This is a genomic window from Cedecea neteri, from assembly GCF_000758305.1.
Taxonomy (GTDB): Bacteria; Pseudomonadota; Gammaproteobacteria; order Enterobacterales; family Enterobacteriaceae; genus Cedecea; species Cedecea neteri_C.
In genome coordinates, this window is sequence record NZ_CP009458.1 from 1,664,059 (window position 1) to 1,690,010 (window position 25,952).

Consider the following 25,952-nt stretch of genomic DNA (forward strand, 5'->3'; position numbering starts at 1 on the left):
GGATGCTTGCGCATCGTAATGACGATTAACCGGCAATGAAGTTACTCCCCTTTGCAGGTAACAAAATATGACAGCGCGTTGCTGACGTCAATTGTCTTCCCGCTAAAGTTTACACAGATTTACGCGTTTACTCGCTGAACAGTACTGAAGTCTGTAATGCAACGCGCGCAACCCCTTCAGCATCGGCCGCCGGGTTGGTGATCAGCGCGGTGATGTCCGCCCAGTCGCAGATCTTAAACAGGCTGCTGCGCTGGAACTTGGTGTGATCGCCGAGAATGTATTTCTTTTCGGCATGGGCAATGATCGTCTTATCCACAAAGGCGTCGGACGAAGAGGGCGTGGAAGGCCCGCTCAGATTGCTAAAGCCGTCAGTGCCGAGGAAGCATATGTCGACCTTCACATCCTGAATCATCGACACCGCCCAGCCGCCAAATACCGACGAGCTTTTCTTACGCAGCTCGCCGCCGAACAGGAATACCTGGTTGTCCGACTGCAGCAGTACGCTGGCAACGGGCAGTGAATCGGTGAAGATCTTAAAGCCCGATCTCAGGCTTAGCAGGTTGGCCAGTTCCAGCGTGCTGCTGCCGGTGCCCACGATCATCGAGCTGCCCGCAGGAATCAGCTCCAGCGCTTTTTTAGCGATCGCTTTCTTGTAGCTGATGTTCTCTTTTTCACGCACGTGGAACGGGTTTTCGATAGCGCCCTGCTTCAGCGTGGCGCCGCCGTGGCTTTTAATCAGCAGCCCTTTTTGCTCCAGATAAGTGAGATCTTTGCGGATCGTTTCGTAGGTCACGTCGTATTGCTTTGCCAGCTTGCTGACATACACGGTGCCTTCGGTAACCAGCTCTTCAAAAATCAGCTTTCGCCTCTCATCAATCAGCAACATTTCGATCCTCGTAAGTGGCCAGCCGGAGACGGGCGCGTAAAAAATGATATGGCTCAATCATATATGTTGCTCTACGAAGCTTGCAACATATCGGGTTTGTTTTGATTGGTAATGCTTGTATTTTAAGGCATGCAAGCCTGGATTCTACTCGATTAAAATGCCTGGTAGCGGCGTAATGAGTGCTTTTTTTGCGATATAAATATCATTTTGTTTGTTTTTATTGGCTTTTAATTTCATTAAAATCAATTTGTTATGATTTTTGTGATTTGAATCACAATTGACAGCCAATATTTGCCAACTTAATAATTGGCTTATGTTGAGGTTGAAGAGTGAAATGAAGATGAAAACCAAAATTGCTATCGCTTGTGATGATATTGGCTTTGAACGTAAAGAGGCGATCAAGCGCTACCTGGAAGAGGAGAAGCAGGCCGAAGTGGTCTTTGATCCGGTGAAAACGCCGCAGGATGGGGTAAACACCTTCGCCTCTCTGGCGGATGAAATGGCTGAATTGATCCAGAAAGATGCCTGTCGGTTGGGAATTTACATTTGCGGCACCGGCATCGGCTTCACATGCCAGGCCAACAAACACTGGGGGATCCGTGCGGTGGCGGTGACCAACCCTTACTCAGCCAAACGGGCGCGGTTAAGCAACAATGCGCAAATCATCGGCCTGGGTTGCCGGGTTAACGATCTCGAATACACCAAAATGATCGTCGACGCCTGGTATGACAACGCGTTTGATTTTGCCTCCGCCCGTGAAAACTCAAAGAAAAACCTGCTGGAAGCCGAACGCAGCGATAACGCTTTACTGACCAGGCCGTCGTTTGTTGCCTGGAACATGGGCTTCAAACCCGATACTGACAACCCTGGGACACGCTAATCATGGAAATGATAACGCAATTTATCAATGATTTAGGGAACTTCATTTTTATCCCGGTGATTTTCCTCGGGCTAATGGCGCTGCTCGGGCGCCCGCTGTCGGAATGTATTTCATCGGCGATCAAGGTCGGGATCGGTTTTATCGCCCTGACCATGACCATCAAATTTATGCTGGAGAAGATGCAGCCTGCGGTCACGGGCCTGGCTGAGGCCACCGGCTCATCGCTCAGCGCCATTGACGTGGGCGGGGCCGCCACCGCAGTGATGGGCTTCGGCTCCAGCATGGGGGCGATCATTATTCCACTTTGCGTGGCGGTCAACGTCATCATGCTGATTGCCCGCCTGACCGACTGCGTCAACGTGGATGTTTTCAACCTGCACCAAAATGCCTCAATGGGCGCGATTGTTGCGGCTTACTCCGGCAACTTCTTCTACGGCGTACTAACTGCCGCGCTGTTCCACGTTTGGGCGCTGATCGCCGCGGATATCGGCGCGAAGAATAACGAACAGTTCTTTAATCTGCCAAAAGGCGTGGCGATTTCACACCCGGTGGCAAACACCTACCTGCTGTTCGCTTATCCCTTTAACTGGGTTTACGACCGTATTCCCGGCTTCCGTAACCTGAATGTGACCGCCGAATCCATCCAGAAGCGCTTTGGCGTGCTGGGCGACCCAACGATTGTCGGCTTTATTATTGGCATTCTGTTGGGCTTCTGCGGCTACGGCTGGGAAAGCCCGTATCACACCATCATCGCCAGCCTGCAGCTGGGGATGTACCTGGCCGCCGTGATGCTGCTGCTGCCGCGCATGACCTCCATCATGATGGAAGGGCTGGTTCCGCTCTCCAACGTTGCGCGTAAAAAACTGGTCAAACGCTTCCCGAATCGCGAAATCACGGTGGGCATGGATACGGCGCTTATCGTCGGTCATCCTTCGGTTATCGCCCCGGCGCTGCTGCTGATCCCGGTGATTGTCATTCTGGCAGTGATCCTGCCTGGCAACCGCGTGATGCCGCTTGGCGACCTGTCGCAGTTTGTGTTTTTCATCGCCTGCATGGTGCCGGTATTTAAAGGCAACATTATCCGCACCTGGGTGACTTCCATCTTCCTGTTTGGTGGCGGCCTGTACATTGCGTCCTGGATGGCGCCGGCGACCAACGAAGTGTTCCAGAAATTCGGCACCAACCCGGATGCCAGCGTGATGTACACCTCCCTGAACCCGTCAGCGAACCCGTTCACTGGCCTGTTCGCTGCCATGAGCCACGTCGGCATCGTCGGTTACGCGCTGGTTGGCGTGCTGTTGATTTCGGTGGGCTATTTGCTGAAACAGAAATCCCGTCGCCAGCTTCAGGCGGGCGCAGAATAAACAGTTAAAAACTGGAGATAACCAATGAAAAAGATCCTCGTTGTTTGCGGGAACGGTATTGCCTCTTCGTCCATCATGGTTTCCATCCTTCAGGACTTCCTGAAAGAGGAACGCATGGACGCGCAGGTGGATAAATCCTCCCTGATGGCCTGTACAGCCGACACGTTTAACAGCTACGACCTGGTGGTTTCCTCCACCAAGCTGGATAACCCGGAAATCACTACCCGCGTCATTGTGGGGGCCGGGCTGCTCACGGGCCTTGGCGAAGATGAAATTTTCGCGGCAGTAAAAGAAGAGCTGGAAAAACAGGACGCATGATGAAGTTTGAAATTCTGGTCAATGACGTTGGGCAGGAGATTGCCACCTGGGAACAGGCGATTACCTTTGCTGGAAACCAACTGCTCGAGCGCGGGTACATTCAGCCGGAGTACATCGCCGCCTGCCTGACCCGCGAAAAAAGCTACCCAACCGGGCTGATGATGGCTAATGGCGAAGGGCTCGCTATCCCCCATGCGGATTACCAACTGGTCAATACCAACAGCATTAGCATCGTGCGGTTTGCAAAACCCGTCGCGTTTGGTCAGATGGAAGATGCGGATCTCACGGTGGAGTGCGGCGCGCTGTTTAACCTCGCTTTCGCGACCAGCGATCAGCATATGGCTATTCTGCGCAGGCTGTTTACGCTGTTCCAGGAAGTGGAGTTTGTCAGCCGCTGCCGAACGCTTGACGAGCAGGCGACCGTCGTTTTTATTAAGCAGCAGCTCAACATCGAGTAATTTAAGGGGTGCGTGCGCCCCAAAAAGGTAACCCGTGTGATGACTAATCTTGCAAAGATAGTGAAGGAAATTACCGCGCTGCAGCAGGCGATTGACGAAACGCAACTCCAGGCGCTGGTGGCGGAGATCAAACCGGCGAGCCACATTTTTCTTGCGGGAGCAGGGCGTTCGGGGCTGATGATCAATGCCTTTGCCAATCGGCTGATGCATCTGGGTTTTTCGGTCAGCGTTATCGGCGAAATCAGTTCCCCGCACTCGAAACCGGGTGATCTGATGATCGTTGGCTCAGGCTCGGGCGAGACGCAGCGTCTGGTCAATCAGGCGAAGATCGCGCGGCAGAACCAGGTTCGGCTGGCGCTGATCACCTGCAGCGCGGGTTCTACGCTTGAGCAGCTTGCAGATTGTGTTGTCACGCTTCCTGCCGGGGCGGGATCTGAGCAGCCGATGGGCACGCTGTTTGAACAGGCTTCGCTGCTGGTTTATGACAGCATAGTGCTGACTTTGATGAACGATCTGGGGGAAAGTGGGCTAGGCATGAAGCGGCGCCACGCTGATATTGAGTAAAAAAAAACGGCTGAATTATCAGCCGTTTTTCCATTATGCCGTGGCCTGCTGGCCCACGTCGTCCGCCGGGAACTTCACCCCGGTCTGGCGGCGGATCTCAGTCGCCAGCGCTGAGGTGATGCGCGATGTCACCAGCCCGGCGTGATTAACCTCATTCTCTTCCACCAGGCGCGCGAACGTCTCCGCTTCGTACAGCATGGTATTGATATGCTGCGGCAGACTCAGATCCTGCGGTTTGCCGCCGCGTGGGATAAACGTCACCCGCTGGCATTCAGAGATTTTTTCGATCACCAGCGATCCGGCTTCACCCTGAATTTCGCTTGGGATCGTCGAGTCGCTCACTTTGGAATGCAGCAGGGTCACGTCAAAATCGCCGTAGTTCAGCTGCACGGTGCCGTGCGCGTCTACGCCGCTGTCCAGCAGGGAAGCCGTGGCATGAACCGAATGCGGCTCGCCCCACAAGGCCGCCGCTGAAGCCAGCACGTAGAAACCGATGTCCATGATCGAGCCGTTAGAAAACGCCGGATTAAAGGTGTTCGGGTTTTCACCGTCCAGGTAACGCTGGTAGCGGGAAGAGTACTGGCAGTAGTTGAGCAGCACCTTGCGAATTTTGCCCACCTTCGACAGCGCCTGCTGCAGGGCAATAAAGTTCGGCAGGCTGGCGGTTTTAAACGCCTCGAACAGCACCACCTGATTTTCGCGGGCGCAGGCGATGGCGGCTTCAACTTCGGCCAGATTAGACGCCAGCGGCTTCTCGCAAATAACGTGCTTTTTGTGGCTCAGGAACAGCAGACTCTGCGGGCCGTGCAGCGAGTTCGGGCTGGCGATATACACCGCGTCGATAACATCGCTCTTCGCCAGCTCATCCAGCGAAGTAAACAGATGTTCCACCGGATAATCGTTGGCGAAGCTTTGCGCCTGTTCGAGGCTGCGGGAATACACCGCAGTCAGCTTATATTTGCCGCTCTCATGGGCGGCATCCACGAACTGGCGGGTGATCCAGTTGGTTCCAATCACAGCGAAACGTATCATAAACGGGTGCGTTCTCCGGAAGTCGATAATCAATAAATCGGGGCTTTATCAAGCCGCGCCGCTAAGCGCCAGCTGGGTAAGCCAAAGTCGTGTATCGAATTCTAACTGGTGATACTGCGGTTCCATATGACAGCACAAGGAGTAAAACGCTTTGTTGTGATCCTTCTCCTTAAGATGCGCCAGCTCGTGAACCACAATCATGCGTAAAAAAGCTTCTGGGGCGGTGCGAAACACGGTCGCCACGCGAATCTCCGCCTTAGCTTTTAATTTGTTGCCCTGCACGCGAGAAATCGCGGTATGCAGCCCCAGCGCGTTATTCAGCACGTGGATCTTATTGTCATAAGCGACTTTATTTATCGGGGGCGCATTGCGCAGAAACTGGTTTTTCAACTCCTGAGTGTAAGCATAAAGCGCTTTATCGGTCGCGATGTTGTGCCCCTGCGGGTAGCGTTTTTCCAGCACCGCGCCCAGGCGCTGCTCGCTAATCAGGGTGCGCACCTGCGAGAGCAAATGCTCCGGATAGCCGCTTAAATAAATCAGTTCGCTCATGCTTGTCTCAGGTTTAAGGAAAAAAAGGTATACTCTCGCCCCCGCTATGGGGATATCACCAAACTTTACCATCCAGGAGGGCCGATGAGCCAATTAGACAACGGTTTTCGTTCACTGACGCTGAAGCGTTTTCCGGAAACGGACGACGTAAACCCGCTGCAGGCGTGGGAAGCGGCAGATGACTACCTGTTGCAGCAGGTAGACGAACTTGAGCCAGTCGGCCCCGTTCTTGTTTTTAACGATACCTTCGGCGCGCTGGCCTGCGTGCTGGCCGAACACAAGCCTTACAGCATTGGCGACTCGTACTTAAGCGAGCTGGCCACGCGGGAAAACCTGCGCGAGAACGAAATCCCGGAAAACAGCGTCACCTTCCTCGACAGCACCGCGGCTTACCCGCAGGCGCCGGGGCTGGTGCTGATTAAAATTCCTAAAACGCTGGCCCTGCTTGAGCAGCAACTGCGTGCGCTGCGCAAAGTCGTGACGCCGGAAACCCGCATCATTGCGGGCGCGAAAGCGCGGGATATTCACAACTCGACGCTGGAGCTGTTTGAAAAGATTTTAGGGCCAACCACCACCACGCTGGCGTGGAAAAAAGCGCGTCTGATTAACCCGACCTTCACCAAACCAGATCTGGCAGATGTGCCGGAAACACTGAGCTGGAAGCTGGAAGGCACCGACTGGACGATTCATAACCACGCCAACGTCTTCTCCCGCACCGGGCTGGATATCGGCGCGCGTTTCTTCCTCGAAAGTCTGCCGTCGGATCTGGAAGGCGAGATCGTCGATCTGGGCTGCGGTAACGGCGTGATTGGCCTGACGCTGCTGGAGAAAAACCCGCTGGCGCAGGTGGTGTTTGTGGATGAATCGCCGATGGCGGTGGCTTCCGCGCGCCTGAACGTTGAAACCAACCTGCCGGGCGACATCGACCGCTGTGAGTTTATGATTAACAACGCGCTGTCCGGCGTGGAGCCTTTCCGCTTTAACGCCGTACTGTGCAACCCGCCGTTCCACCAGCAGCATGCCCTGACGGACCAGATCGCGTGGGAGATGTTCCACCACGCTCGCCGCTGCCTGAAAATCAACGGCGAGCTGTACATTGTGGCCAACCGCCACCTCGACTACTTCCGCAAGCTGAAGAAGATCTTCGGTAACTGCACCACGGTGGCAACGAACAACAAGTTTGTGGTGCTGAAAGCCGTGAAGTTAGGTCGTCGCCGCTAAATCTCCAGCGCTAAACGGGTGCCCTGCGCAATCGCGCGTCGGGCATCCAGCTCCATTGCCACATCGGCCCCGCCAATCAAATGCACGGTTTTGCCCATAGCCTCTAAAAGCTCAGCCAGCTCGCGGCGCGGATTCTGCCCGGCGCAAATAATCACGTTATCCACATCCAGCAGCTGTGGCTCCCCGCCCACGGTGATATGCAGCCCGGCATCATCAATGCGATCGTAGCTCACGCCAGCCATCATTTTCACGCCGCGCGCGGCAAGCGTAGTGCGGTGGATCCAGCCCGTTGTTTTGCCCAGGCCTTCGCCCGGCTTGCTGGTTTTACGCTGCAGCAGGAAGATAGTGCGCGGGCTTTTGTGCAGATGCGGCCCTTCCGGGCGCAGGCCGCCCGACGTTTGCAGGCTGGTATCAATCCCCCATTCCACGCAGAACTCGGCGATGCTCTGGCTGGTGGACGCCCCTTCCTGGCTCAGGTACATCGAAGTATCAAACCCTATCCCGCCCGCGCCAATCACCGCCACGCGTTCGCCCACCGGGGCTTTGTCGCGCAGCACATCAACATAGCTCAGCACCTTCGGATGCCCGATGCCGTCAATCTCCGGCAGGCGCGGCTCAATCCCGCAGGCCAGAATCACTTCATCGTAATCGTGCAGCATCTCCGGGGTAACGTACTGATTCAGGCGAACGTCCACGCCGGTGAGGGCCAGCTTCCGGCGGTAGTAGCGCAGCGTTTCGAAAAACTCCTCTTTGCCGGGGATTTGTTTGGCGATATTAAACTGCCCACCGATCTCCGCCGCAGCGTCAAACAACGTGACGCTATGGCCACGTCCGGCGGCGTTGACCGCAAAAGCCAGCCCGGCGGGGCCAGCACCTACCACCGCAAGGCGCTTCGGTTGTGAAACGGGCACAACCGGCATTTTGGTTTCATGGCAGGCGCGCGGGTTGACCAGGCAAGAGGTGACTTTGCCCACGAAAATCTGATCCAGGCAGGCCTGGTTACAGCCGATGCAGGTATTAATTTCATCGGCGCGATTCGCAGCGGCCTTAGAAACAAACTCGGCGTCAGCCAGGAAAGGGCGCGCCATCGACACCATATCCGCATCACCGTCGGCCAGGATCTGCTCGGCGGTTTCCGGGGTGTTGATGCGGTTGGTGGTCACCAGCGGCAGCGCGACGTGGCCTCTCAGTTTTTTGGTTACCCAGCTAAACGCGCCGCGCGGCACGGAGGTTGCGATGGTAGGAATACGGGCTTCATGCCAGCCGATGCCGGTATTAATCAGCGTCGCACCGGCTTTTTCAATCGCTTTGGCGAGCGTGACCGCCTGATCAAAGTTGCCGCCGCCTTCAACGAGGTCGAGCAGCGACAGGCGGTAAATAATAATAAATTCTTTGCCAACGCGAGCTCTTACGGCACGCACGACTTCAACGGCAAAACGCATTCTGCGTTCGTAGTCCCCGCCCCATTCATCGTCGCGCTGATTGGTACGGGCGGCCAAAAACTGGTTAATCAGGTAGCCTTCTGAGCCCATGATTTCCACGCCGTCATACCCGGCTTCACGCGCCAGACTTGCACAATGGGCAAAGTCCTCAATCAGCGTTAACACTTCTTCGTGGCTCAGTTCGTGGGGTTTAAACGGGTTGATCGGCGCCTGAATGGCCGACGGAGCGACCAGCTTCGGCTGGTAGCTGTAGCGCCCGGTATGCAGGATCTGCAGGGCAATCTTGCCGCCTTCGCGGTGAACTGCATCAGTCACAATCTGATGATGCGCCAGCTGGCTTTTGTCGTTCAGCACCGCGCCGTGGGCAACGGTCACGCCGGAAGCCGACGGGGCGATCCCGCCGGTGACAATCAGCGCCACGCCGTGTCGGGCGCGCTCGGCATAGAAAGCGGCAAGCCGCTCAGCGCCATCCGGCAGCTCTTCCAGCCCGGTGTGCATCGAGCCCATCAGCACGCGGTTTTTCAAAGTGGTGAAGCCAAGATCCAGCGGGGTAAGCAGCGACGAGTAGCTCATGATTGTGTCCAGAATGTAATTTTATTGTTATGTGGTCGGATGAGTTCTAATTTAGCCGCCGCGGGGCAAAAGGGAAAAGGGGAGTGCGGCGAATGTGATGAGGGTCATATTCCCGCCTCCCCGGAAGGCAAATCAGGCACGAGCCTCCTTCAGTAGCTTCTGAATAACCTGCTCCTGCTGCTCGTAGTTACCTTCGCCGAAAGAGACATTGCGCAGCTGTCCGCGAGCGTCGAAATAGTAGTGTGCAGGCCAGTACTGGTTACCGAAGGCATTCCAGATCTGGTAGTTATTGTCGGTGACGACCGGGTACGGCAGCTGCCACTTGCCTACCGCCTTTTTCACCGAATCCAGATCTTTCTCCCACGGGTACTCCGGCGTATGCACGCCAATCACCACCAGGCCCTGATCTTTATACTTGTTGGCCCACTCCCGAACGTGCGGCAGCGCATGCTGGCAGTTGATGCAATCGAAAGTCCAAAAATCGACAAGCACGACCTTGCCTTTCAGCGCCTCTGGCGTCAGCGGTGGGCTATTAATCCATGCGGTTCCCCCGGAAAGCGGCGGCATTGCGCTGGTGGGCGCGGTATCCACAATAGGCTGCAGCTTAGGCGCTGGCGCGGTGGAAGGGGAGAAAGCCAGCAGGCGTTGCTCCAGCTTCGCGCCGAAACCGTTGGCATTTTGCAGCACCGCCGTGGTGCCGGAGGCGATAAACGCCACGGTAGCCAGCATTGCCACCCCAGCCGCGCGACGCAGCTGTGCCATCAGCGCCATTTTCTCACGCAGGCGAGCCAGCAGCCGGTGACCGCAGAGCCACAGCAGCGCCAGCATCAGCGCGCAGCCGCTGCCGTAGGCCGCCAGTAGCAGGCCGGTGGTGACAGCCGAAGAGCCGGACAACCCGAGGCCGAGAATGGCCCCCAAAATCGGCCCCGCACAGGGCGACCAAAGCAGCCCCACCGCCAGTCCTGCCAGAAAAGCCGACAGCGTGCCGCGTGCACGGTAGCTTTGGTTATTGATGGCATTCCCCATTTGCACCGCCGGGCGCATCAGCCGTTCGGCAAGCGCGGGGAAGATGAGCGTGAGCGCGGCAAGCGCCAGCATCCCCAGGGCTACCCAGCGGCCAACCAGCGTGGCGCGCACGATCCACTCTCCGGCAGCACCGACCAGCAAAGCCACTGCGGTGAACATGGTCACCATGCCGGCAAGAAGGGCGATGATTTGGCGTTTTTTGCCGCGAAATGCAGCGAAAAGCAAAGGAATAACGGGCAGCGTACAGGGACTTAATAAACTGAGCATACCGCCAAGAAAGGCAATCAGAACGGGCATAACACACCTCACGGTTACAGGATGATTTCGGGGTATTTAACCCGCCTGATGTGTTCGTGATGTGTGGGGAAACCGGCCTGATTGTCAGTTTGTTTGTCGGCGACTCAGCCGCATACAGAGCGATACAATCAGGCTACAGGCAGCGTGATGCTGGCCTGTAAACCGCCCTGTGGCCGGTTGCTCAGCGTTAACTTTCCGCCTAACTGGCCGACAAGCTGGGCGGCTATCGCCAGCCCAAGCCCGGTGCCGCCGGTGTCACGGTTTCTGGAGCTTTCCACTCGGTAAAAAGGCTGCAACACGGCGTCCAGCTCCTCTTCGGGGATCCCAGGGCCGTTATCGCACACTGCCAGCGTTATCTGGCTGGCTCCCGCCGTCAGGCTGACTTCAGCGGCAGAGCCAAACTTCAGCGCATTATCCAGCAGATTAGTCAGGATGCGGCGCAGCGCCTGGGGGCGGGTTGAAAGCGGGAGTGACACTTCCGGCGCGGCAAACGTCACTGCTTTGCCGACGTCCTGATAATCGCAGGTAATACTGTCCACAAACGCCCTCAGCTCGATACGCTGAGGCGTTTCTTCCAGACTTTCCGACGACCGTGCGTAGGCGATGCCTTCGCGGACGAGGTGCGTCATGTTATCCAGATCCTGCATCAGCTTGTCGCGCAGTTCCGGCTCGTCGCTCATCTCCAGGCGCAGCTTCATGCGGGTAATCGGCGTCTGTAAATCATGCGAAATGGACGCCAGAATTTGCGTGCGTTCTTTCAGGTGCCCCTGGATTCTGGCCTGCATCGCGTTAAACGCTTTGGCTGCGTGTTCCACTTCCAGCGGGCCGCTTTCCTGCATGTCCACGGGGCTTGAGCTGGCGGGTTCCAGCGCTTCAACGGCGCGAGTAAAGCGGGTAAACGGCAGCACCACCTGGCGCACGGCAAACCACGCGCAAAGCGCGAGCAGGACAAGCTGAATGGCAATCACTACCGGCAGCCAGGTTTCAATCGGCGGCATGCGCGGTGTGAGATCGATGGTCAGTGGCGAGCCGTCGGCCAGCGTCAAATGCGCCTGAATATGGGACCGCATACCGGGAATGGCGGTGAACTCGAGCTGATAATGCTCGCCCAGCGCCTCTTTCAGGGACGCAATGGCGTCTTTCGAACGTTCATCGGCTGGCGGCTTACCCGGTGTGCCTGGCCCAAGAAGGTAGTGATAATTCTCCCGGGCGAGCCGGTCCAGCCAGGCCGGGCGCTCATTGGCAGGTAGTTTGTCGAGGATGGCGACGCTGGTGGAAACGTTGTTTTGCAGGTTATCCAGCATCACGTTGCGGGCGCTGTTCATCCTCTCGAGCGTGGTGAGCGCCAGGGTCAGGCCGTTAGCCAGCAGCAGGCCGACGAGAACGATAAGAAACAGCCGGGAAAGCAGAGTTCGGGGCCAAAGCCTCATTCTCGCGCCTCGACGATCGTCACGGGAACGGAAAGCACGTAGCCTTCGCTACGCACGGTTTTGATGTAGGCCGGGGTGCGGGCATCTTCGTTTAAGCGCTGGCGCACGCGGCTGACCAGCAAATCGATCGAGCGTTCAAATAACTCTGCATCGCGGCCTTGAGTCAGGTTCAGCAGCTGATCGCGCGTCAGAACACGCTGCGGATGATCCAAAAACACGCGCAGCAGGCGATATTCCGCCCCGCTCAGGGCAACGATCGTACCCTGGAGATCAATCAGATGCCGGGCAGAAGTATCAAGCTGCCACTCGCCAAAAGCGATGATCCTGCCCGCTTCGGTCACCTGCAAATTGGGGGGTAACGCGCGGAAGCGACGTAGGATCGCCTTGATCCGCGCCAGCAGTTCACGGGCAACAAAAGGTTTTACCACGTAGTCGTCCGCGCCCATTTCGAGGCCGAGGATCCGGTCGCTGTCTTCGTTTCTGGCGGTCAGCATCAAAATGGGCAGATCTTTGTGCTTATCGCTGCGCAGCTGGCGGCACAGCGTCAGCCCGTCGTCGCCGGGCATCATCACGTCCAGCACTACTAAATCGACGTGCTGCTTATCCAGAACGGAACGCATCTCCTTGCCGTTGGCCGCGCCGCTGGCCCGGTAGCCGGATTTTTCCAGATAGCTGACGATTAGCTCGCGAATGTCGCGGTCGTCGTCCACCACGAGAATATGATCGATATGTTCCACCTGGGGCTCCCGGCGCTAAAAGTGAAGGCTAAAACTAGCATAGCCGCTTGTTAGTGAACGGCTATGCTTCTTTTTACTACAGCTTACCCGCATCGACCACTGCCTTCACAAACGCTTCTGGCGCTTCTTGCGGTGGGTTGTGGCCAATGTTTCCGCTGAAGGTTCGGTGTTCATATTTGCCGGTAAATTTCGCCGCATAGGCTGCGGGGGCAGGATGTGGCGCGCCGTTGTTGTCGCCTTCAATGGTGATAGTTGGCACGGTGATGTTCGGTAGCGTGGCCAGTTTTCTCTCATCCGCCGCATACTTCTGCTCGCCGTTTTCCAGCCCCTGGCGCCAGCGATAGTTGCTTAAGGTAATCGCGACGTGGTCCGGGTTATCCAGCGATTTGGCGCTGGTGTTAAAGGTCTCATCGCTGAACTTCCAGCCCGGCGAAGCCTGCTGCCAGATCAATCTGGCGAAGTCATGGGTGTTCTTCTCATAGCCTGCCGCGCCGCGCGGAGTCGCAAAATAGAACTGATACCACCACTGCAGTTCTGCCTGCGGCGGAAGCGGTTTTTTCCCGGCTTCCTGGCTGCTAATCAGATAGCCGCTGACCGACACCAGTGCTTTTACACGTTCAGGGTGGAGCGCTGCCACGATATCCGCCGTGCGTGCACCCCAATCGTAGCCAGCGAAAATGGCCTGTTTGATGTGTAACGCGTCCATCAGCGCCACCGTATCCTGAGCCAGCGCCGCAGGTTCACCATTACGAGGTGTGGAAGGGGAAAGGAAGCGGGTGCTGCCAAAGCCGCGCAGGTTAGGCACGATAACCCGGTAACCCTGCTTTGCCAGCTCAGGCGCTACTGTATCAAAGCTGTTGATATCGTAGGGCCAGCCGTGCAGCAGAATTACCGGCTGCCCGTCTTTCGGGCCGAGATCGACATAGCCGACGTTCAGCACGCCCGCGTTAATCTGTTTTATCTGATTAGCATCGAAACCCGCCGCTTCTGCCTGGCAGGCGAAAACCACTGAGAGGGAAAGAGGGGCAATCAGCGCAGACAGGGTCAGTTTGTTGAACATGATGTTTTCTCCAAATCTATTAGAAAATGTTCGGCTATCACATCACGGGATTGTAGGCGGCGTGTTTTCCAAACCGCCTTTTTTGCATGGCGGCGTATCTGGCGGGGGCGTGGATACAGTGTGATACAAAGTGGCTTGTTTTACCCTCTCCCTAACCCTCTCCCTGGAAGGGAGAGGGGATAAAAGATATTCCGTGTTGCTTGTTTTCTCCCTGGCTTTTAGGGAGAGGGGATAAAAGATATTCCGTGTTGCTTGTTTTCTCCCTGGCTTTTAGGGAGAGGGGATAAAAGATATTCCGTGTTGCTTGTTTTCTCTCTGGCTTTTTGGGAGAGGGGATAACAAACCACTCAGTTCTGAATTCCCCCTCTCCCCTTTGGGGAGAGGGTCGGGGTGAGGGGAAAATTACCCTGCGACCCTCGGCGCAAGCCCCGGCGCCTGCCACATCGACGTCGTCAGGCCGCTGTCCACCAGCGTTAACTGATCGGCATACACTTTTTGCCACTTGCGCTTCATCTCGTCGTAAAGCTCGCGGTGCGCCGGGTTCGGCGTGAACTCCCGCTGCCACTGCACCAGACGCTCGCCGGTATTGGCCAGCGAATCGAAAAGCCCGGCACCCACGCCTGCGGCAATGGCGCAGCCCAGCGCCGTTGCCTCTTTGACCACCGGCACACGCACCGGCAGGCCGGTGACATCGCTCAGGATCTGGCTCCACAGTGCGCCTTTTGAACCTCCTCCGGCGAAGACGAGCGAGTCGAACTTCACGCCAGAAAAGCCGGAAATCTGCTCCAGATTACAGGCGGAGACAATCGCCGCGTTCTCCTCTAAGGCGCGGAATAGCGTCGCTTTGTTGCATTTCTCAGGGTCAATGGAGAGGTTAATGAACGACGGCGCGGCGTGATACCACTGTTTGAAATGCATGGCATCAGAGAAAATGGGCATCACCCCGTGGGAGCCCGCAGGTACACGGCCCGCCATCTCTTCCATCAGCGCATAGGTATCCACGCCGAGGCGCTCGGCCAGCAGCTTTTCTTCCGCGCAGAAGGCGTCCCGGAACCAGCGCATCGTCAGGCCGGTGAAGAAGCTAATGGACTCCGCCTGCACCATGTTGTAGATGACGTGCGGGTTAATGCGGATGTTCATGTCGGGGTCGGTTTTGATTGCCGGCAGGTTTACCACCTGCTGCCAGAATGTGCCGCCCAGCACCGCCGTCTGCCCGGGCCTGACGATGCCCAGTCCCAGGCAGCCAAGCTGGACGTCACCGCCGCCCATCACGACCGGTGTGCCTTTCCGCAGTCCGCTTTCTTCGGCCGCCTGCGGGGTTATGCCGCCCAGCACGGTGCCGGTTTCTTTGACCGGGGAAAGTATGTCGGCGCGCAGCCCGGCCATATCCAGCAGAGCTGGCCGCCAGTCGCGGGTTGCCAGATCCAGCATGCCGGTTGTACCGGCGTTAGAAGGATCAACCGCCAGCTCGCCGGAAAGTTTAGCCGCCAGCCAGTCGCTGATCATGGTGATGGTGGCGGCTTTGCGGTAGATGTCCGGCCGATGGTGCGCCAGCCAAAGCAGGCGCGGCATGGCGCTCAGCGCCAGCGTCTGGCCTGAAACCTGGTACACCTCGGACTCAAACTGGAAGTCGTGGATCTCTTTCAGCTCGCTGACTTCGCGGCTGGCGCGGGCATCCACGTTTGCGCAGGCCCAGATTGGCTCGCCGTGGCGATCGTAAAGCACAATCCCTTCCCGCATAGAGCAACAGGCAACGGCGCTAATCGCTGAAGAGGAGAGGTTGGCCTTGTGCAGGGCTTCGCGGATGCAGCGGCAGGCGAGCTGCCAGTTAACGGCGAGATCGAACTCCATCGATCCCGGCACGTCGGTCACGCTTAAGTGCTTCCATTCGGCCTGGCCAACGGCTATTTGCTGGCCAGAAGTATCGAAGATCACGGCGCGGATACTGCCCGTTCCGGCGTCCAGTGCAAGTAGATAACTCATCGCCTCTCCTCATTGTGAGCGCGGTCGGCGACGCGTTAAAACAAACTCGCCAGGTTCAGCACCGCCCGCGCGGTTTCTTCTTCCGTCACCAGGCCGTTAATGTGGCGGCCCAACAGTGCGGCGTAAATCGCCTCTGCTTTATCCTCCCCACCCGCAACGCCAACGATGGTGGGTAATTGCGCCAGATCGTTAAGGCGAACCCCAAGCAGCTCTCGGTGGATCTCCAGGCCTTCGACCATTTCGCCATTGGCCTGCAGGAAGTAGCCGAGAATATCGCCGACGGCACCTTTGCGTGAGTACATCAGCTGTTCGCCTTCACTGATGTAGCCGGAACGCATGATGGTGGCGTCGCGCTTCTGGTTGATAGCGCCAATCCCCACCACCGCAACATCTGCCGCCATCGCCGCAAGGATCACGTCCCTAACGCTGGATTCCATCCTTAAAATCTCGGCAACCTGCGGGGAAGACACGCGCAGCGGCGCCGGGATCATGCTGACGTTACAGGCCGCATCTAACTGCCCGATGCCCGTCATATACGGCCCTACGCCGCCTGAGAGCGTGACCAGGCCAATCTGTTGAGAACTGATAAAGCCGCTCAGGTGCTGCAGGCAGCTCATGGTGGTTTCACCGAATCCAACCGCTAACAGCTGCCCTGGCGTTAACAGCCCCATCAGCGACTGCGCGGCACCTATGCCGAGGCGCGTGCTCATCGGCGGTGCGCTGTGGGCCGGCAGAACGCGCGCTAACTTCAGGCTAAAGCGCGACTGCAGCGCCGTTTCCAGCGCCAGGCAGCCTTCATAGCGGGAGTTTATCTGGACGCGAATCACCCCAGACTGACGCCCTTTCTCCAGCAACCGTGAGACTTTGAGCCTCGGTAGCCCTAGCCGCTCACCGATATCATTCTGAGTCAGGCCGTCGTGGTAATAGGACCAGGCCACTCGCGCCAGCAGCTCTTCTTCCGCCATCGGCAGCCCGGAGAACTGACTTTCTTCTGTCGAACGTTTCTCGCTCATAGATGAACTCTTATTAAAATTTAGATCAGATGTTCGCGGTTACTCGTAAATAAAATGTGAAGCGCCCGGCAAAAAAGATCATTTATTACTCCCGAATGATTTAGCCGATCTATTTAAAATTTTGTGATCGCCGCCCGGTTGTAATCATATATCCCCGTCTACGCTTTTGAACATTATTAATTCAATTTCTCTTTTGTTCAAATGTGGAGTCCAGATGCTAAACGCCACGCCGCTGCTGCAGGTTCATCAGATCCGGAAACAGTACTCCGGCGTTAGCGTATTGAAAGGCATCGACTTTACGCTGCTGCCCGGCCAGGTACATGCCCTGATGGGAGGTAACGGCGCGGGCAAATCGACGCTGATGAAAATTATCGCCGGGGTTGAAACGCCCGACGGCGGTGAGCTTGAGCTGTACGGCAGGCGTTATGACAGGCTGAAACCCGCTCAGGCGCATGAGCTGGGGATATACCTGGTGCCGCAGGAACCCATGCTGTTTCCAAACTTAACCGTGCAGGAAAATATTTTGTTCCGCCTCCCGCGCACGGGCAGCTTACTGGCTAAGCTGGCGGAAAAGATGCAGCAACTGGACTGCACCATCTCCCTCTCTGCCGCTGCGAATACGCTGGAAGTGGCAGATCAGCAGATGGTGGAGATCCTGCGCGGCCTGATGCATGAAGCCAAAATATTGATCCTCGATGAGCCCACGGCGTCATTAACGCCGGGAGAAACGGCACGTCTGTTCCGTCAAATCAGCGCCCTTCAGGCGCTGGGAGTGGGCATTATTTTCATCTCCCACAAGCTGCCGGAAATCCATCAGATCGCCAGCAATATCTCCGTGATGCGGGATGGCGCGGTTGTGCTGCAGGGAGAAACGCTGGCGTTTACCGACCACGAACTGATTACGGCAATGACGCCGGGGAGCCGCGAACACACGCTGAGCGATACCCAAAAGCTTTGGCTGTCATTGCCCGGCAACCGCCGTACTCAGCCACAGGACTTTCCGGTATTGCGCGTGGATGGGCTAACCGGAGAAGGCTTTATCGACCTGAGCTTTGAGATCTATGCCGGAGAAATCGTCGGCCTGGCGGGGCTGGTTGGCTCCGGACGAACCGAGCTGGCAGAAACGTTATACGGCCTGCGCCCACCGAGAGGGGGGAGAGTTTTTCTCGAAAACGCTGACATCACCGAAAACAGCACGAAATCCCGGCTCGATCGTGGGCTGGTTTATTTGCCGGAGGATCGGCAGGTTTCCGGGTTATTTCTTGACGCACCTATTCGCTGGAACACGGTGGCGTTAAATGCACCCGGCCTTTGGCTTCAGCCTAAGCGTGAGGCAGCCGTGGTGGAGCGTTACCACCGGGCGTTGGGGATCAAACTGCACGACGTCGATCAGGCCGTGCGCACGCTGTCCGGGGGCAATCAGCAAAAGGTGCTGCTGGCCCGATGCCTGGAGGCTAATCCTCTGTTGTTGATCGTGGATGAACCGACGCGGGGTGTGGATGTGGCGGCGAGAGCGGATATTTACCAACTGATCAAAAGCGTGGCGCAGCAAAATGTGGCGGTGCTGATGATCTCCAGCGATCTGGACGAGTTCGCGCCGCTGGTGGATCGCGTGCTGGTGATGCACCAGGGGGAAATCGGCGGCGAAATTCGCAGCCCGGCGATTAGCGTGGATCGTATGATGAATATGGCATTTGGCGAGGGGAAACCATGAGAAAGCTGCTGAAAAACCGCGAACTAAGCGCGCTGCTGGCGATTCTGGCGCTGTTTGTGGGGCTGGTAGCGCTAAACCACGACTCTTTTAGCCTGCAAACCGTCAGCATGATCTTCACCAGTGCGCAGATCCTGATCCTGCTGGCGATGGGAGCCACGCTGGTGATGCTGACGAGAAACATTGACGTTTCCGTGGGATCTACCGTGGGGCTTTGTGCGATTGCCGTGGGTGTGGCGTTGAATGCCGGTTACAGCCTGCCGCTGGCTATCCTTTTTGCGCTGGCGATGGGGGCGGCGGCAGGTTTCTTTAATGGCATGCTGGTGGTCTGGTTACGTATTCCGGCGATTGTTGCCACGCTCGGCACGCTGGGGCTTTATCGCGGGGGCATGCTGCTGTGGACGGGCGGGAAATGGATTGAAGGGCTACCGGCGACGCTCAAATCTTTGTCCGAACCGCTTGTTCTCGGCGTTTCTTTCTTTGGCCTACTGGTGATTGCTTTGCTGGCGTTTGGCTCGTGGGGGCTGGCGAAAACCGCATTCGGGCGTGATTTCTATGCCGTGGGCGACAATCTCGCCGCCGCCCGGCAACTAGGCGTATCGGTGAACCGTACCCGGCTGCTGGCCTTTACCTTCAATGGGCTGCTGGCTGCGCTGGCCGGGGTACTTTTTGCCTCGCAGATAGGCTTTGTGCCCAACCAGACCGGCAGCGGCCTTGAAATGAAGGCCATTGCTGCCTGCGTTTTAGGGGGAATTTCGCTGCTCGGCGGCACAGGCACGCTGGTAGGCGCCTGTTTGGGGGCTTTCTTTCTGACCCAAATCGACACCGTGCTGGTGCTGTTTAAGCTCCCGGCCTGGTGGAATGATTTTATCGCCGGGCTCGTACTGCTGGGAGTACTGGTGCTTGATGGTCGCCTGCGGCAGGCGCTGATGCGCCACCAGCGCGCACAAAAATATGCGCGATTTGTTCCCCCTCAGCACGGGGGCAAAAATGTGGCTCCCTTTCCTCCGCGTAAAAAGAAAGAGGTCGCTTAAATGAAGCTGCGTCTTAACTGGGAAAGCGTTTTACTCCTGTTGCTGGTGGCGGAAATTCTGCTGTTTGGCGCTCTGAACCCGCGCATGTTGGACATCAACATGCTGCTGTTCAGCACCAGCGATTTTATCTGCATTGGCATCGTTGCCTTGCCGCTCACGCTGGCTATCGTCAGTGGCGGAATTGATATCTCTCTCGGGTCAACCATCGGGCTTTGCGCTATCGCGCTTGGCGTGATGCTGCAGGCGGGGCTGCCCGTGCCGGTCGCCGTGGTGCTCACGCTTGCGCTGGGGCTGCTGTGTGGTGCCCTGAACGCGGCGCTGATCCACTACACCGGTATTAGCCCGCTTGTTATCACGCTGGGCACCCTTTACCTCTACGGTGGCGGGGCGCTGCTGCTTTCCGGTATGGCAGGCGCAACAGGCTATGAAGGCATTGGCGGTTTCCCGGATGCTTTTACTAACTTCGCCAACCAAACGTTGTTCGGACTACCGGTGCCGCTGGTGTTATTCGCGGTGATTACTTTGCTGTTCTGGCTGCTTGCGCACCGCACTCGCTTTGGCCGTCACGTGTTCTTAATCGGCCAGAACCCACGCGCGGCGCGCTATGCGGCTATGCCGGTCAACGGCATGCTGTACGGCGTTTATGGGCTGGTTGGGTTGGCCTCGGCCATCGCGGCGGTGGTGCTGGTTTCCTATTTTGGCTCTGCCCGTTCCGATCTCGGACGGGATTTGCTTATGCCGGCCCTGACGGCGGCGGTTTTAGGCGGCGCGAATATTTACGGCGGGTCAGGATCGATGTTGGGTACCGCCCTGGCCGCGCTGCTGGTGGGATATTTGCAGCAGGGATTACAGATGGTTGGTATCCCCAATCAGGTATCGAGCGCGTTGTCCGGTGCGTTGTTGATTGTGGTGGTGATTGGCCGTTCGCTGAGTTTACACCGTGAAATGATCCGGGCGACCTGGCGTCGCCTGCGCGGGCAGAAAAAACTAACGGGGGTTTAAGTATGAAGCATGCAACAACACGCATCCTGCAGCTGAGCGCGCTGGCGCTGGTGCTTAGCGCCGCTGCGGCTCAGGCGGCAGACCGTATCGCTTTTATTCCAAAACTGGTTGGCGTGGGCTTCTTTACCAGCGGTGGTAACGGCGCCCAGCAGGCCGGAAAGGATCTCGGCGTGCCGGTGACCTACGACGGCCCGACTGAGCCCAGCGTGGCGGGGCAAGTACAGTTGATCAACAACTTCGTTAACCAGGGCTATAACGCCATTATCGTCTCCGCCGTTTCGCCGGATGGACTTTGCCCGGCGCTGAAGCGCGCGATGCAGCGAGGCGTGAAAGTGCTGACCTGGGATTCAGATACCAAGCCGGATTGCCGCAGCATCTATATCAATCAGGGCACGCCTCAACAACTCGGCGGCATGCTGGTTGAAATGGCGGAAAAACAGGTCACGAAACCGGCGGCGAAGGTGGCCTTTTTCTATTCAAGCCCGACGGTGACCGACCAGAACCAGTGGGTGAAAGAGGCGAAAGCGAAGATCGAAAAAGAACATCCGCAGTGGCAAATCGTGACCACGCAGTTTGGCTATAACGATGCCACCAAGTCCCTGCAAACCGCCGAAGGAATTTTAAAAGCTTACCCGGATCTGGACGCGATTATCGCGCCGGATGCCAACGCGCTGCCCGCCGCAGCCCAGGCGGCAGAAAACCTGAAACGGAGTGATGTCGCTATTGTTGGGTTTAGCACGCCAAACGTCATGCGCCCGTACGTTGAGCGCGGCACGGTAAAAGCGTTTGGCCTGTGGGACGTGGTACAGCAGGGCGAGATTGCGGTCAACGTTGCCAATGCGCTGCTGAAGAAAGGCGATCTTAACGTTGGGGACAGTGTGGAAGTGGCGAAAATCGGCCCGCTAAAAGTTGAGCCAAACAGCGTGCAGGGCTACCAGTATGAAGCGAAAGGCAACGGAATTGTGCTGCTGCCGTCGCGCGTGGTGTTCACAAAAGACAATATCGGCAATTACGATTTCTGAGGGAGGAAATTATGGCAGATCTGGATGATATTAAAGACGGGAAAGACTTCGGTATTGACCAGCCGCAGGAAAACCGGGCGTTTTACCTGAAAGGAAGCGGGGCGCTGGACTGGGGCATGCAGTCGCGGCTGGCGAGGATCTTTAACCCCAACACCGGGCGCACCGTGATGCTGGCCTTCGATCACGGCTATTTTCAGGGGCCGACCACCGGGCTGGAGCGTATTGACCTCTCCATTGCGCCGCTGTTCCCTGAAACCGACGTGCTGATGTGTACCCGCGGTATCTTGCGCAGCGTGGTCCCGCCTGCGACCAACAAACCTGTTGTGCTGCGCGCCTCCGGCGGCAATTCGATCCTCAGCGAACTCTCGCGCGAAAGCGTCGCCGTGACGATGGAGGATGCTTTGCGCCTCAACGCCTGCGCGGTGGCCGCGCAGATTTATATCGGCAGTGAGTATGAGCACCAGTCGATCAACAACATCATCAAGCTGGTGGATGAGGGGACGCGCTACGGTATTCCTACGCTTGCCGTCACCGGCGTGGGCAAGGAAATGGCCCGTGACGCGCGCTATTTCTCGCTGGCAAGCCGCATTGCCGCCGAACTTGGGGCGCAGTTTGTAAAAACCTACTTCGTTGAGGAAGGTTTTGAGAAAGTTGCCGCCAGTTGCCCGGTGCCGATTGTTATTGCCGGAGGTAAAAAGCTGCCCGAGCAGGAGGCGCTGGAGATGTGCTTTAAAGCGATAGACCAGGGCGCATCCGGCGTAGATATGGGGCGCAATATCTTCCAGTCTGAAGCGCCACTGGCGATGCTGCAGGCGGTGAAGAAGGTGGTGCACGAGAAAGCATCTGCCCGCGAAGCCTATCAGTTCTGGCTTGAGGCGAAACATCAGGGAGGTAAGGCATGAACGTCACGCTGGTGGAGATCAACATCAAGACAGAGCGCGTCGACGAGTTTCTGGACGTGTTTCGGTCGAATCACGAAGGTGCCATCAAAGAGCCCGGTAACTTACGCTTTGACGTGCTGCAGGACCCGGAGGTTTCAACGCGATTTTATATCTACGAGGCTTATCAGGATGAGGCTGCGGTGCTGGCGCACAAGAAGACCCCGCACTATCTCGCCTGCGTTGAGAAGCTGGATGAGATGATGTCTGAACCGCGTAAGAAGCAGAGTTTTATTGGGCTGCTGCCGTAGGGTATGCCCCTCACCCTGACCCTCTCCCCACGGGGGAGAGGGGATAAAAAAGCGATCAGCAGACACGGATAGCTCCCTCTCCCCACGGGGGAGAGGGGATAAAAAAGCGATCAGCAGACACGGATAGCTCCCTCTCCCCACGGGGGCGAGGGGGTAAAAAAGCGATCAGCAGACACGGATAGCTCCCTCTCCCCACGGGGCGAGGGGATAAAAAAGCGATCAGCAGACACGGATAGCTCCCTCTCCCTGCGAGGGAGAGGGGATAAAAAAGCGATCAGCAGACACGGATAGCTCCCTCTCCCTGCGGGGGAGAGGGGATAAAAAAGCGATCAGCAGACACGGATAGCTCCCTCTCCCTTCCAGGGAGAGGGTTGGGGTGAGGGTCAATCAGCTTTCCTGCGCCTCTGCCGTCTCATCCTGTGTCACTCTTAGCCTGTAAAGCGCGCGCTTCGCGCACTCAAGCACATGCTCGCACTGCTCAATAGTCAGCGTCAGCGGCGGCTCTACCCGAATGGTTTTTGAGTTATTCAGCGTGCCGGCCACCAGCACCTGCTGGCGGAACATCTGGCTGGCAAAGTCGTAGCCGATGTCGTTATCGCGGAACTCAATCGCCATTAACAGCCCCTGGCCGCGCGCCTCAACAACCAGATCCGGGAACTCACGGGCCAGCGCCCGGAAGCCATCCAGCAGCAGTTGGCCTTTTTGCGCCGCCTGAGCAGGCAGATTTTCTTCCAGCAGATAGTGAATCGTCGCCAGCGCCGCAGCACAGGCCAGCGGGTTGCCGCCAAACGTGGTGGTGTGCAGGAACGGGTTATCAAACAGGACGGAAAACACCTCTTCCGTCGCGACCGTGGCGCCAATCGGCATCACGCCGCCGCCCAAGGCTTTCGCAAGGCAGAGAATATCCGGCTGCACGTTTTCGTGCTCGCAGGCAAACATTTTGCCGGTGCGGCCCATCCCGGTTTGCACTTCATCCAGAATCAGCAGCACGCCGTACTCGTCGCAAAGTTGACGTACCGCAGGCAGGTAGCCTGGCGGCGGCAGGATCACGCCGCCTTCGCCCTGAATTGGCTCTAGGATCAGTGCGGCCACATCATCGCCGGTTTTACGGCATTCGCTGAACTGAGTGCGTAATGCCTCAATATTGCCAAATGGTACATGGCGGAAGCCCGGCAGCAGCGGCATAAACGGTTTGCGGAAAGTGGATTTCGCCGTGGCGGAAAGCGCACCCAGCGATTTACCGTGAAACGCGCCGCTGGTGGCAATAAAGGTAAATTTGCCTCGCGGTGATTGGTACGCTTTGGCCAGTTTTATCGCGGCTTCCACGGATTCGGTACCGCTGTTGCTAAAGAAGCTGTATTTGAGTTTGCCCGGAGTCAGTGTGGCAAGCGTTTTGGCAAGCATCGCCCTCAGAGGGTCGAGCAGTTCCTGGCTGTGCAGGGGCTGCTTTTCAAGCTGATGCTGGACGGCGGAAACAACGACTGGATTACGGTGCCCCACGTTAAAGATGCCGAACCCACCCAGACAGTCGATATACTCTTTGCCCTGGGTGTCGACAAGCGTATTCAGACTGCTCGCTTGCCACTCTACGGCTCCGTAATCCCCGCCGGCGGTAACGGACTTGCGGTACTCAAGAAAACCCGGATTAACATGCTGCTGGAAGCTATCAATCACCTCCCGGTTTAGCGCCTTCATCTCCTCATGGCTAAGTGACTTCTTTTCGATAATGTTCAGTGCGTGCGCCGTACAGGCAAGGGCCGAGGCGCTGGAAGGTAACCTGTTCAAAATGTGCTCCTGGGTGTGGCGTATCACGCGATACACAAAATAAGTATTGCAGGGATTGCGCCAGGTAGCGCGCCGTAAGTGAAATCGGGATAAACGCCCGCAGGAGTGTGTTTGCGCAATAATTAATCACAATAGATTACATTTTGCGTGTTTTAATGCTGAAGGCCGAGTGAGCGATCATGACCTTGAGATAAGAGATTTGCACCATTTTGGGGCGGCATGTTTCCGTATGGCGCAAAAAGGAAAATAAAGACGAGGCTTATTATTGTTTAGCATTTCTTAATGGTTAATAGATGCTTATTTATTCTGAAATACCGTATGACAATAAATGTCCTTATTCGTAAAGTTTTTAATATGGATTCATCGTTTAGGCTTTGTTTAAGTTATGATTCGGCATGAAAATTAACCCGCGATATTCGTTATCATCAGGTGGTGGATATTAACTGACCCGTTAAACACAAGGTGTGCACAGCGTGACTATCAATATAAAGGACATCGATAGCTCTTTATCAGAGCTGAATATTGCCATCCGCGATCATTATAATTGGGCAAATAAATGCCTGCGCCTCAGCCTGCTGGGCGGTGAACCCGATAAAGAAATCAACGATCGGCATTCCCATCATCATTGCCGTTTCAGCCGCTGGCTGGGCCAGCGTTTACAAGGTGTGAGCCTGGACCGGGAGCTGATTCTGCTGATTGATAAGCACCATACCGCTATGCACGACGCCGCTCGGGCATTAATGTTATCTATTATCGCCAGACAGGTTAGTGAAGAATTGCTGAATCATTACAATGAAGCGCAGCAAAAGTTTATTTCCAGTATCGACCAATATAAAGAGTACCTTTTTTCCTACCGTAATTTGTATGACGCTTTAACCGGCCTGCCGCTACGCCATTTAATGTATCAGGAATTTCCGCTGATACGCTCTCGCTGCGAACGTGCGGAGCGCAGCCTTTATTTACTGATTATGGATATCGATCGTTTTAAAACGATCAATGACACCTGGGGGCACAACGCGGGGGACGATGTCCTGCGCAGCGTCGCGTCCATTCTTAAAGGGGCTACGCGCAACGAGGAGCGCATTTATCGCTTTGGCGGCGAGGAGTTTATTATGCTGCTGGAAGCAACCAGCCGTGAGCAAGCCGAGCAGGCCGGGCAGCGCATTTGCCAGCACTTAGCCAGCCACCCCGTCAGCGTGGATGACCAGGCAATCCGCGTGACGGTAACCGGGGGACTAACGCTTGTCAGCGCGGATGATTCCCTGCACAGCGCGATTGGTCGCGCAGACAAAGCCATGTATTACGGCAAAAACACCGGCCGCAATCGCTGCATTCTGGCTTTGTCTGACGAAGAAATGGTCACGCTGGCATAACGC

At 56.7% G+C, this 25,952-nt stretch carries 23 protein-coding genes and 1 pseudogene; 13 read left to right on the forward strand and 11 right to left on the reverse strand.

The genetic code is table 11. The annotated features are described in order from the left end of the window. Positions 1-127 precede the first annotated feature (127 nt). A complete protein-coding gene (locus tag LH23_RS07840; protein ID WP_039289813.1) occupies positions 128-886 on the reverse strand; it encodes a DeoR/GlpR family DNA-binding transcription regulator in 759 nt (252 codons plus the stop codon). 340 nt (positions 887-1,226) lie between these two features. Here LH23_RS07840 and LH23_RS07845 point away from each other — a divergent pair, with 340 nt between their 5' ends. The 5 genes from LH23_RS07845 to hxlB are packed head-to-tail and all read left to right on the forward strand — an operon-like array spanning position 1,227 to position 4,470. Continuing rightward, positions 1,227-1,766, forward strand: coding sequence for an RpiB/LacA/LacB family sugar-phosphate isomerase (locus LH23_RS07845; RefSeq protein WP_039296443.1), 540 nt, complete (start codon positions 1,227-1,229; stop codon positions 1,764-1,766). 2 nt (positions 1,767-1,768) lie between these two features. Beyond that, positions 1,769-3,130, forward strand: a complete 1,362-nt coding sequence (locus tag LH23_RS07850) for a PTS galactitol transporter subunit IIC (RefSeq protein WP_039289816.1) — start codon at positions 1,769-1,771, stop codon at positions 3,128-3,130. A 24-nt stretch (positions 3,131-3,154) separates the two neighbouring features. Continuing rightward, positions 3,155-3,448 (forward strand): PTS sugar transporter subunit IIB, encoded by a 294-nt coding sequence (locus LH23_RS07855; RefSeq protein ID WP_039289819.1) that lies wholly within the window; start codon positions 3,155-3,157, stop codon positions 3,446-3,448. Further along, positions 3,448-3,906, forward strand: coding sequence for a PTS sugar transporter subunit IIA (locus LH23_RS07860; protein WP_039289821.1), 459 nt, complete (start codon positions 3,448-3,450; stop codon positions 3,904-3,906). The genes LH23_RS07855 and LH23_RS07860 overlap by 1 nt, the downstream gene beginning before the upstream one ends. A gap of 39 nt (positions 3,907-3,945) precedes the next feature. Beyond that, positions 3,946-4,470, forward strand: coding sequence for a 6-phospho-3-hexuloisomerase (gene hxlB / locus LH23_RS07865; protein WP_039289824.1), 525 nt, complete (start codon positions 3,946-3,948; stop codon positions 4,468-4,470). Positions 4,471-4,503: 33 nt separating this feature from the next. Here the strand turns inward: hxlB and LH23_RS07870 are convergent, their stop codons facing one another. After that, a complete protein-coding gene (locus tag LH23_RS07870) occupies positions 4,504-5,502 on the reverse strand; it encodes a Gfo/Idh/MocA family protein (protein ID WP_039289827.1) in 999 nt (332 codons plus the stop codon). A 48-nt stretch (positions 5,503-5,550) separates the two neighbouring features. Beyond that, entirely contained in the window at positions 5,551-6,051 is a 501-nt protein-coding gene (locus tag LH23_RS07875; protein WP_039289830.1) for a M48 family metallopeptidase, read from the reverse strand. Between the two features lie 84 nt (positions 6,052-6,135). Here LH23_RS07875 and rlmG point away from each other — a divergent pair, with 84 nt between their 5' ends. Then, complete coding sequence (gene rlmG / locus LH23_RS07880; RefSeq protein WP_039289833.1) at positions 6,136-7,272, forward strand: 23S rRNA (guanine(1835)-N(2))-methyltransferase RlmG; 1,137 nt, start codon at positions 6,136-6,138, stop codon at positions 7,270-7,272. Here the strand turns inward: rlmG and LH23_RS07885 are convergent. The 7 genes and pseudogenes from LH23_RS07885 to lsrR all read right to left on the reverse strand — a co-directional run bounded on the left by LH23_RS07885 (position 7,269) and on the right by lsrR (position 16,833). Further along, positions 7,269-9,287, reverse strand: a complete 2,019-nt coding sequence (locus tag LH23_RS07885; RefSeq protein WP_039289836.1) for an NADPH-dependent 2,4-dienoyl-CoA reductase — start codon at positions 9,285-9,287, stop codon at positions 7,269-7,271. The genes rlmG and LH23_RS07885 overlap by 4 nt on opposite strands. A gap of 132 nt (positions 9,288-9,419) precedes the next feature. Continuing rightward, a complete protein-coding gene (locus LH23_RS07890; protein WP_039289839.1) occupies positions 9,420-10,610 on the reverse strand; it encodes a cytochrome c biogenesis protein DipZ in 1,191 nt (396 codons plus the stop codon). Positions 10,611-10,738: 128 nt separating this feature from the next. Then, complete coding sequence (locus tag LH23_RS07895; protein ID WP_039289842.1) at positions 10,739-12,040, reverse strand: sensor histidine kinase; 1,302 nt, start codon at positions 12,038-12,040, stop codon at positions 10,739-10,741. After that, a complete protein-coding gene (locus LH23_RS07900; RefSeq protein ID WP_008460492.1) occupies positions 12,037-12,777 on the reverse strand; it encodes a response regulator in 741 nt (246 codons plus the stop codon). The genes LH23_RS07895 and LH23_RS07900 overlap by 4 nt, the downstream gene beginning before the upstream one ends. Before the next feature lie 76 nt (positions 12,778-12,853). Then, the gene (locus tag LH23_RS07905; protein ID WP_039289845.1) at positions 12,854-13,837 is read right to left on the reverse strand and encodes an alpha/beta fold hydrolase; all 984 of its coding nucleotides are present in this window, start codon (positions 13,835-13,837) and stop codon (positions 12,854-12,856) included. A gap of 388 nt (positions 13,838-14,225) precedes the next feature. Next, a pseudogene (gene lsrK / locus LH23_RS07910) lies at positions 14,226-15,820 on the reverse strand (autoinducer-2 kinase); the annotation flags it as partial. 35 nt (positions 15,821-15,855) lie between these two features. Continuing rightward, positions 15,856-16,833: a transcriptional regulator LsrR gene (lsrR, locus tag LH23_RS07915; RefSeq protein ID WP_039289851.1), complete on the reverse strand. Its 978-nt coding sequence runs from the start codon at positions 16,831-16,833 to the stop codon at positions 15,856-15,858. Positions 16,834-17,047: 214 nt separating this feature from the next. On the opposite strand from lsrR, the gene lsrA reads away from it, so the two are divergent. Genes lsrA through lsrG form a run of 6 tightly spaced genes read left to right on the forward strand, consistent with a single transcriptional unit; the run spans position 17,048 to position 22,791 of the window. Further along, complete coding sequence (gene lsrA / locus LH23_RS07920; RefSeq protein WP_039289854.1) at positions 17,048-18,547, forward strand: autoinducer 2 ABC transporter ATP-binding protein LsrA; 1,500 nt, start codon at positions 17,048-17,050, stop codon at positions 18,545-18,547. Further along, positions 18,544-19,578 carry an autoinducer 2 ABC transporter permease LsrC gene (lsrC, locus tag LH23_RS07925; RefSeq protein ID WP_039289857.1) on the forward strand — a complete coding sequence of 345 codons (1,035 nt, stop codon included), beginning with the start codon at positions 18,544-18,546 and terminating at the stop codon, positions 19,576-19,578. Before lsrA ends, lsrC begins: the two co-directional genes overlap by 4 nt. After that, the gene (gene lsrD, locus LH23_RS07930; protein ID WP_039289860.1) at positions 19,579-20,580 is read left to right on the forward strand and encodes an autoinducer 2 ABC transporter permease LsrD; all 1,002 of its coding nucleotides are present in this window, start codon (positions 19,579-19,581) and stop codon (positions 20,578-20,580) included. A gap of 2 nt (positions 20,581-20,582) precedes the next feature. Then, a complete protein-coding gene (gene lsrB / locus LH23_RS07935) occupies positions 20,583-21,602 on the forward strand; it encodes an autoinducer 2 ABC transporter substrate-binding protein LsrB (RefSeq protein WP_039289864.1) in 1,020 nt (339 codons plus the stop codon). 11 nt (positions 21,603-21,613) lie between these two features. After that, entirely contained in the window at positions 21,614-22,504 is an 891-nt protein-coding gene (lsrF, locus tag LH23_RS07940; RefSeq protein WP_039289867.1) for a 3-hydroxy-5-phosphonooxypentane-2,4-dione thiolase, read from the forward strand. Continuing rightward, on the forward strand, positions 22,501-22,791 hold the full coding sequence (gene lsrG / locus LH23_RS07945) for a (4S)-4-hydroxy-5-phosphonooxypentane-2,3-dione isomerase (protein ID WP_039289872.1): 291 nt from the start codon (positions 22,501-22,503) through the stop codon (positions 22,789-22,791). The genes lsrF and lsrG overlap by 4 nt, the downstream gene beginning before the upstream one ends. Positions 22,792-23,178: 387 nt before the next feature. Here lsrG and ygjG read toward each other — a convergent pair whose 3' ends face one another. After that, complete coding sequence (ygjG, locus tag LH23_RS07950; protein WP_172744008.1) at positions 23,179-24,576, reverse strand: putrescine aminotransferase; 1,398 nt, start codon at positions 24,574-24,576, stop codon at positions 23,179-23,181. A 473-nt stretch (positions 24,577-25,049) separates the two neighbouring features. On the opposite strand from ygjG, the gene LH23_RS07955 reads away from it, so the two are divergent. After that, positions 25,050-25,949: a diguanylate cyclase gene (locus LH23_RS07955; protein WP_039296448.1), complete on the forward strand. Its 900-nt coding sequence runs from the start codon at positions 25,050-25,052 to the stop codon at positions 25,947-25,949. Positions 25,950-25,952 lie beyond the last annotated feature (3 nt).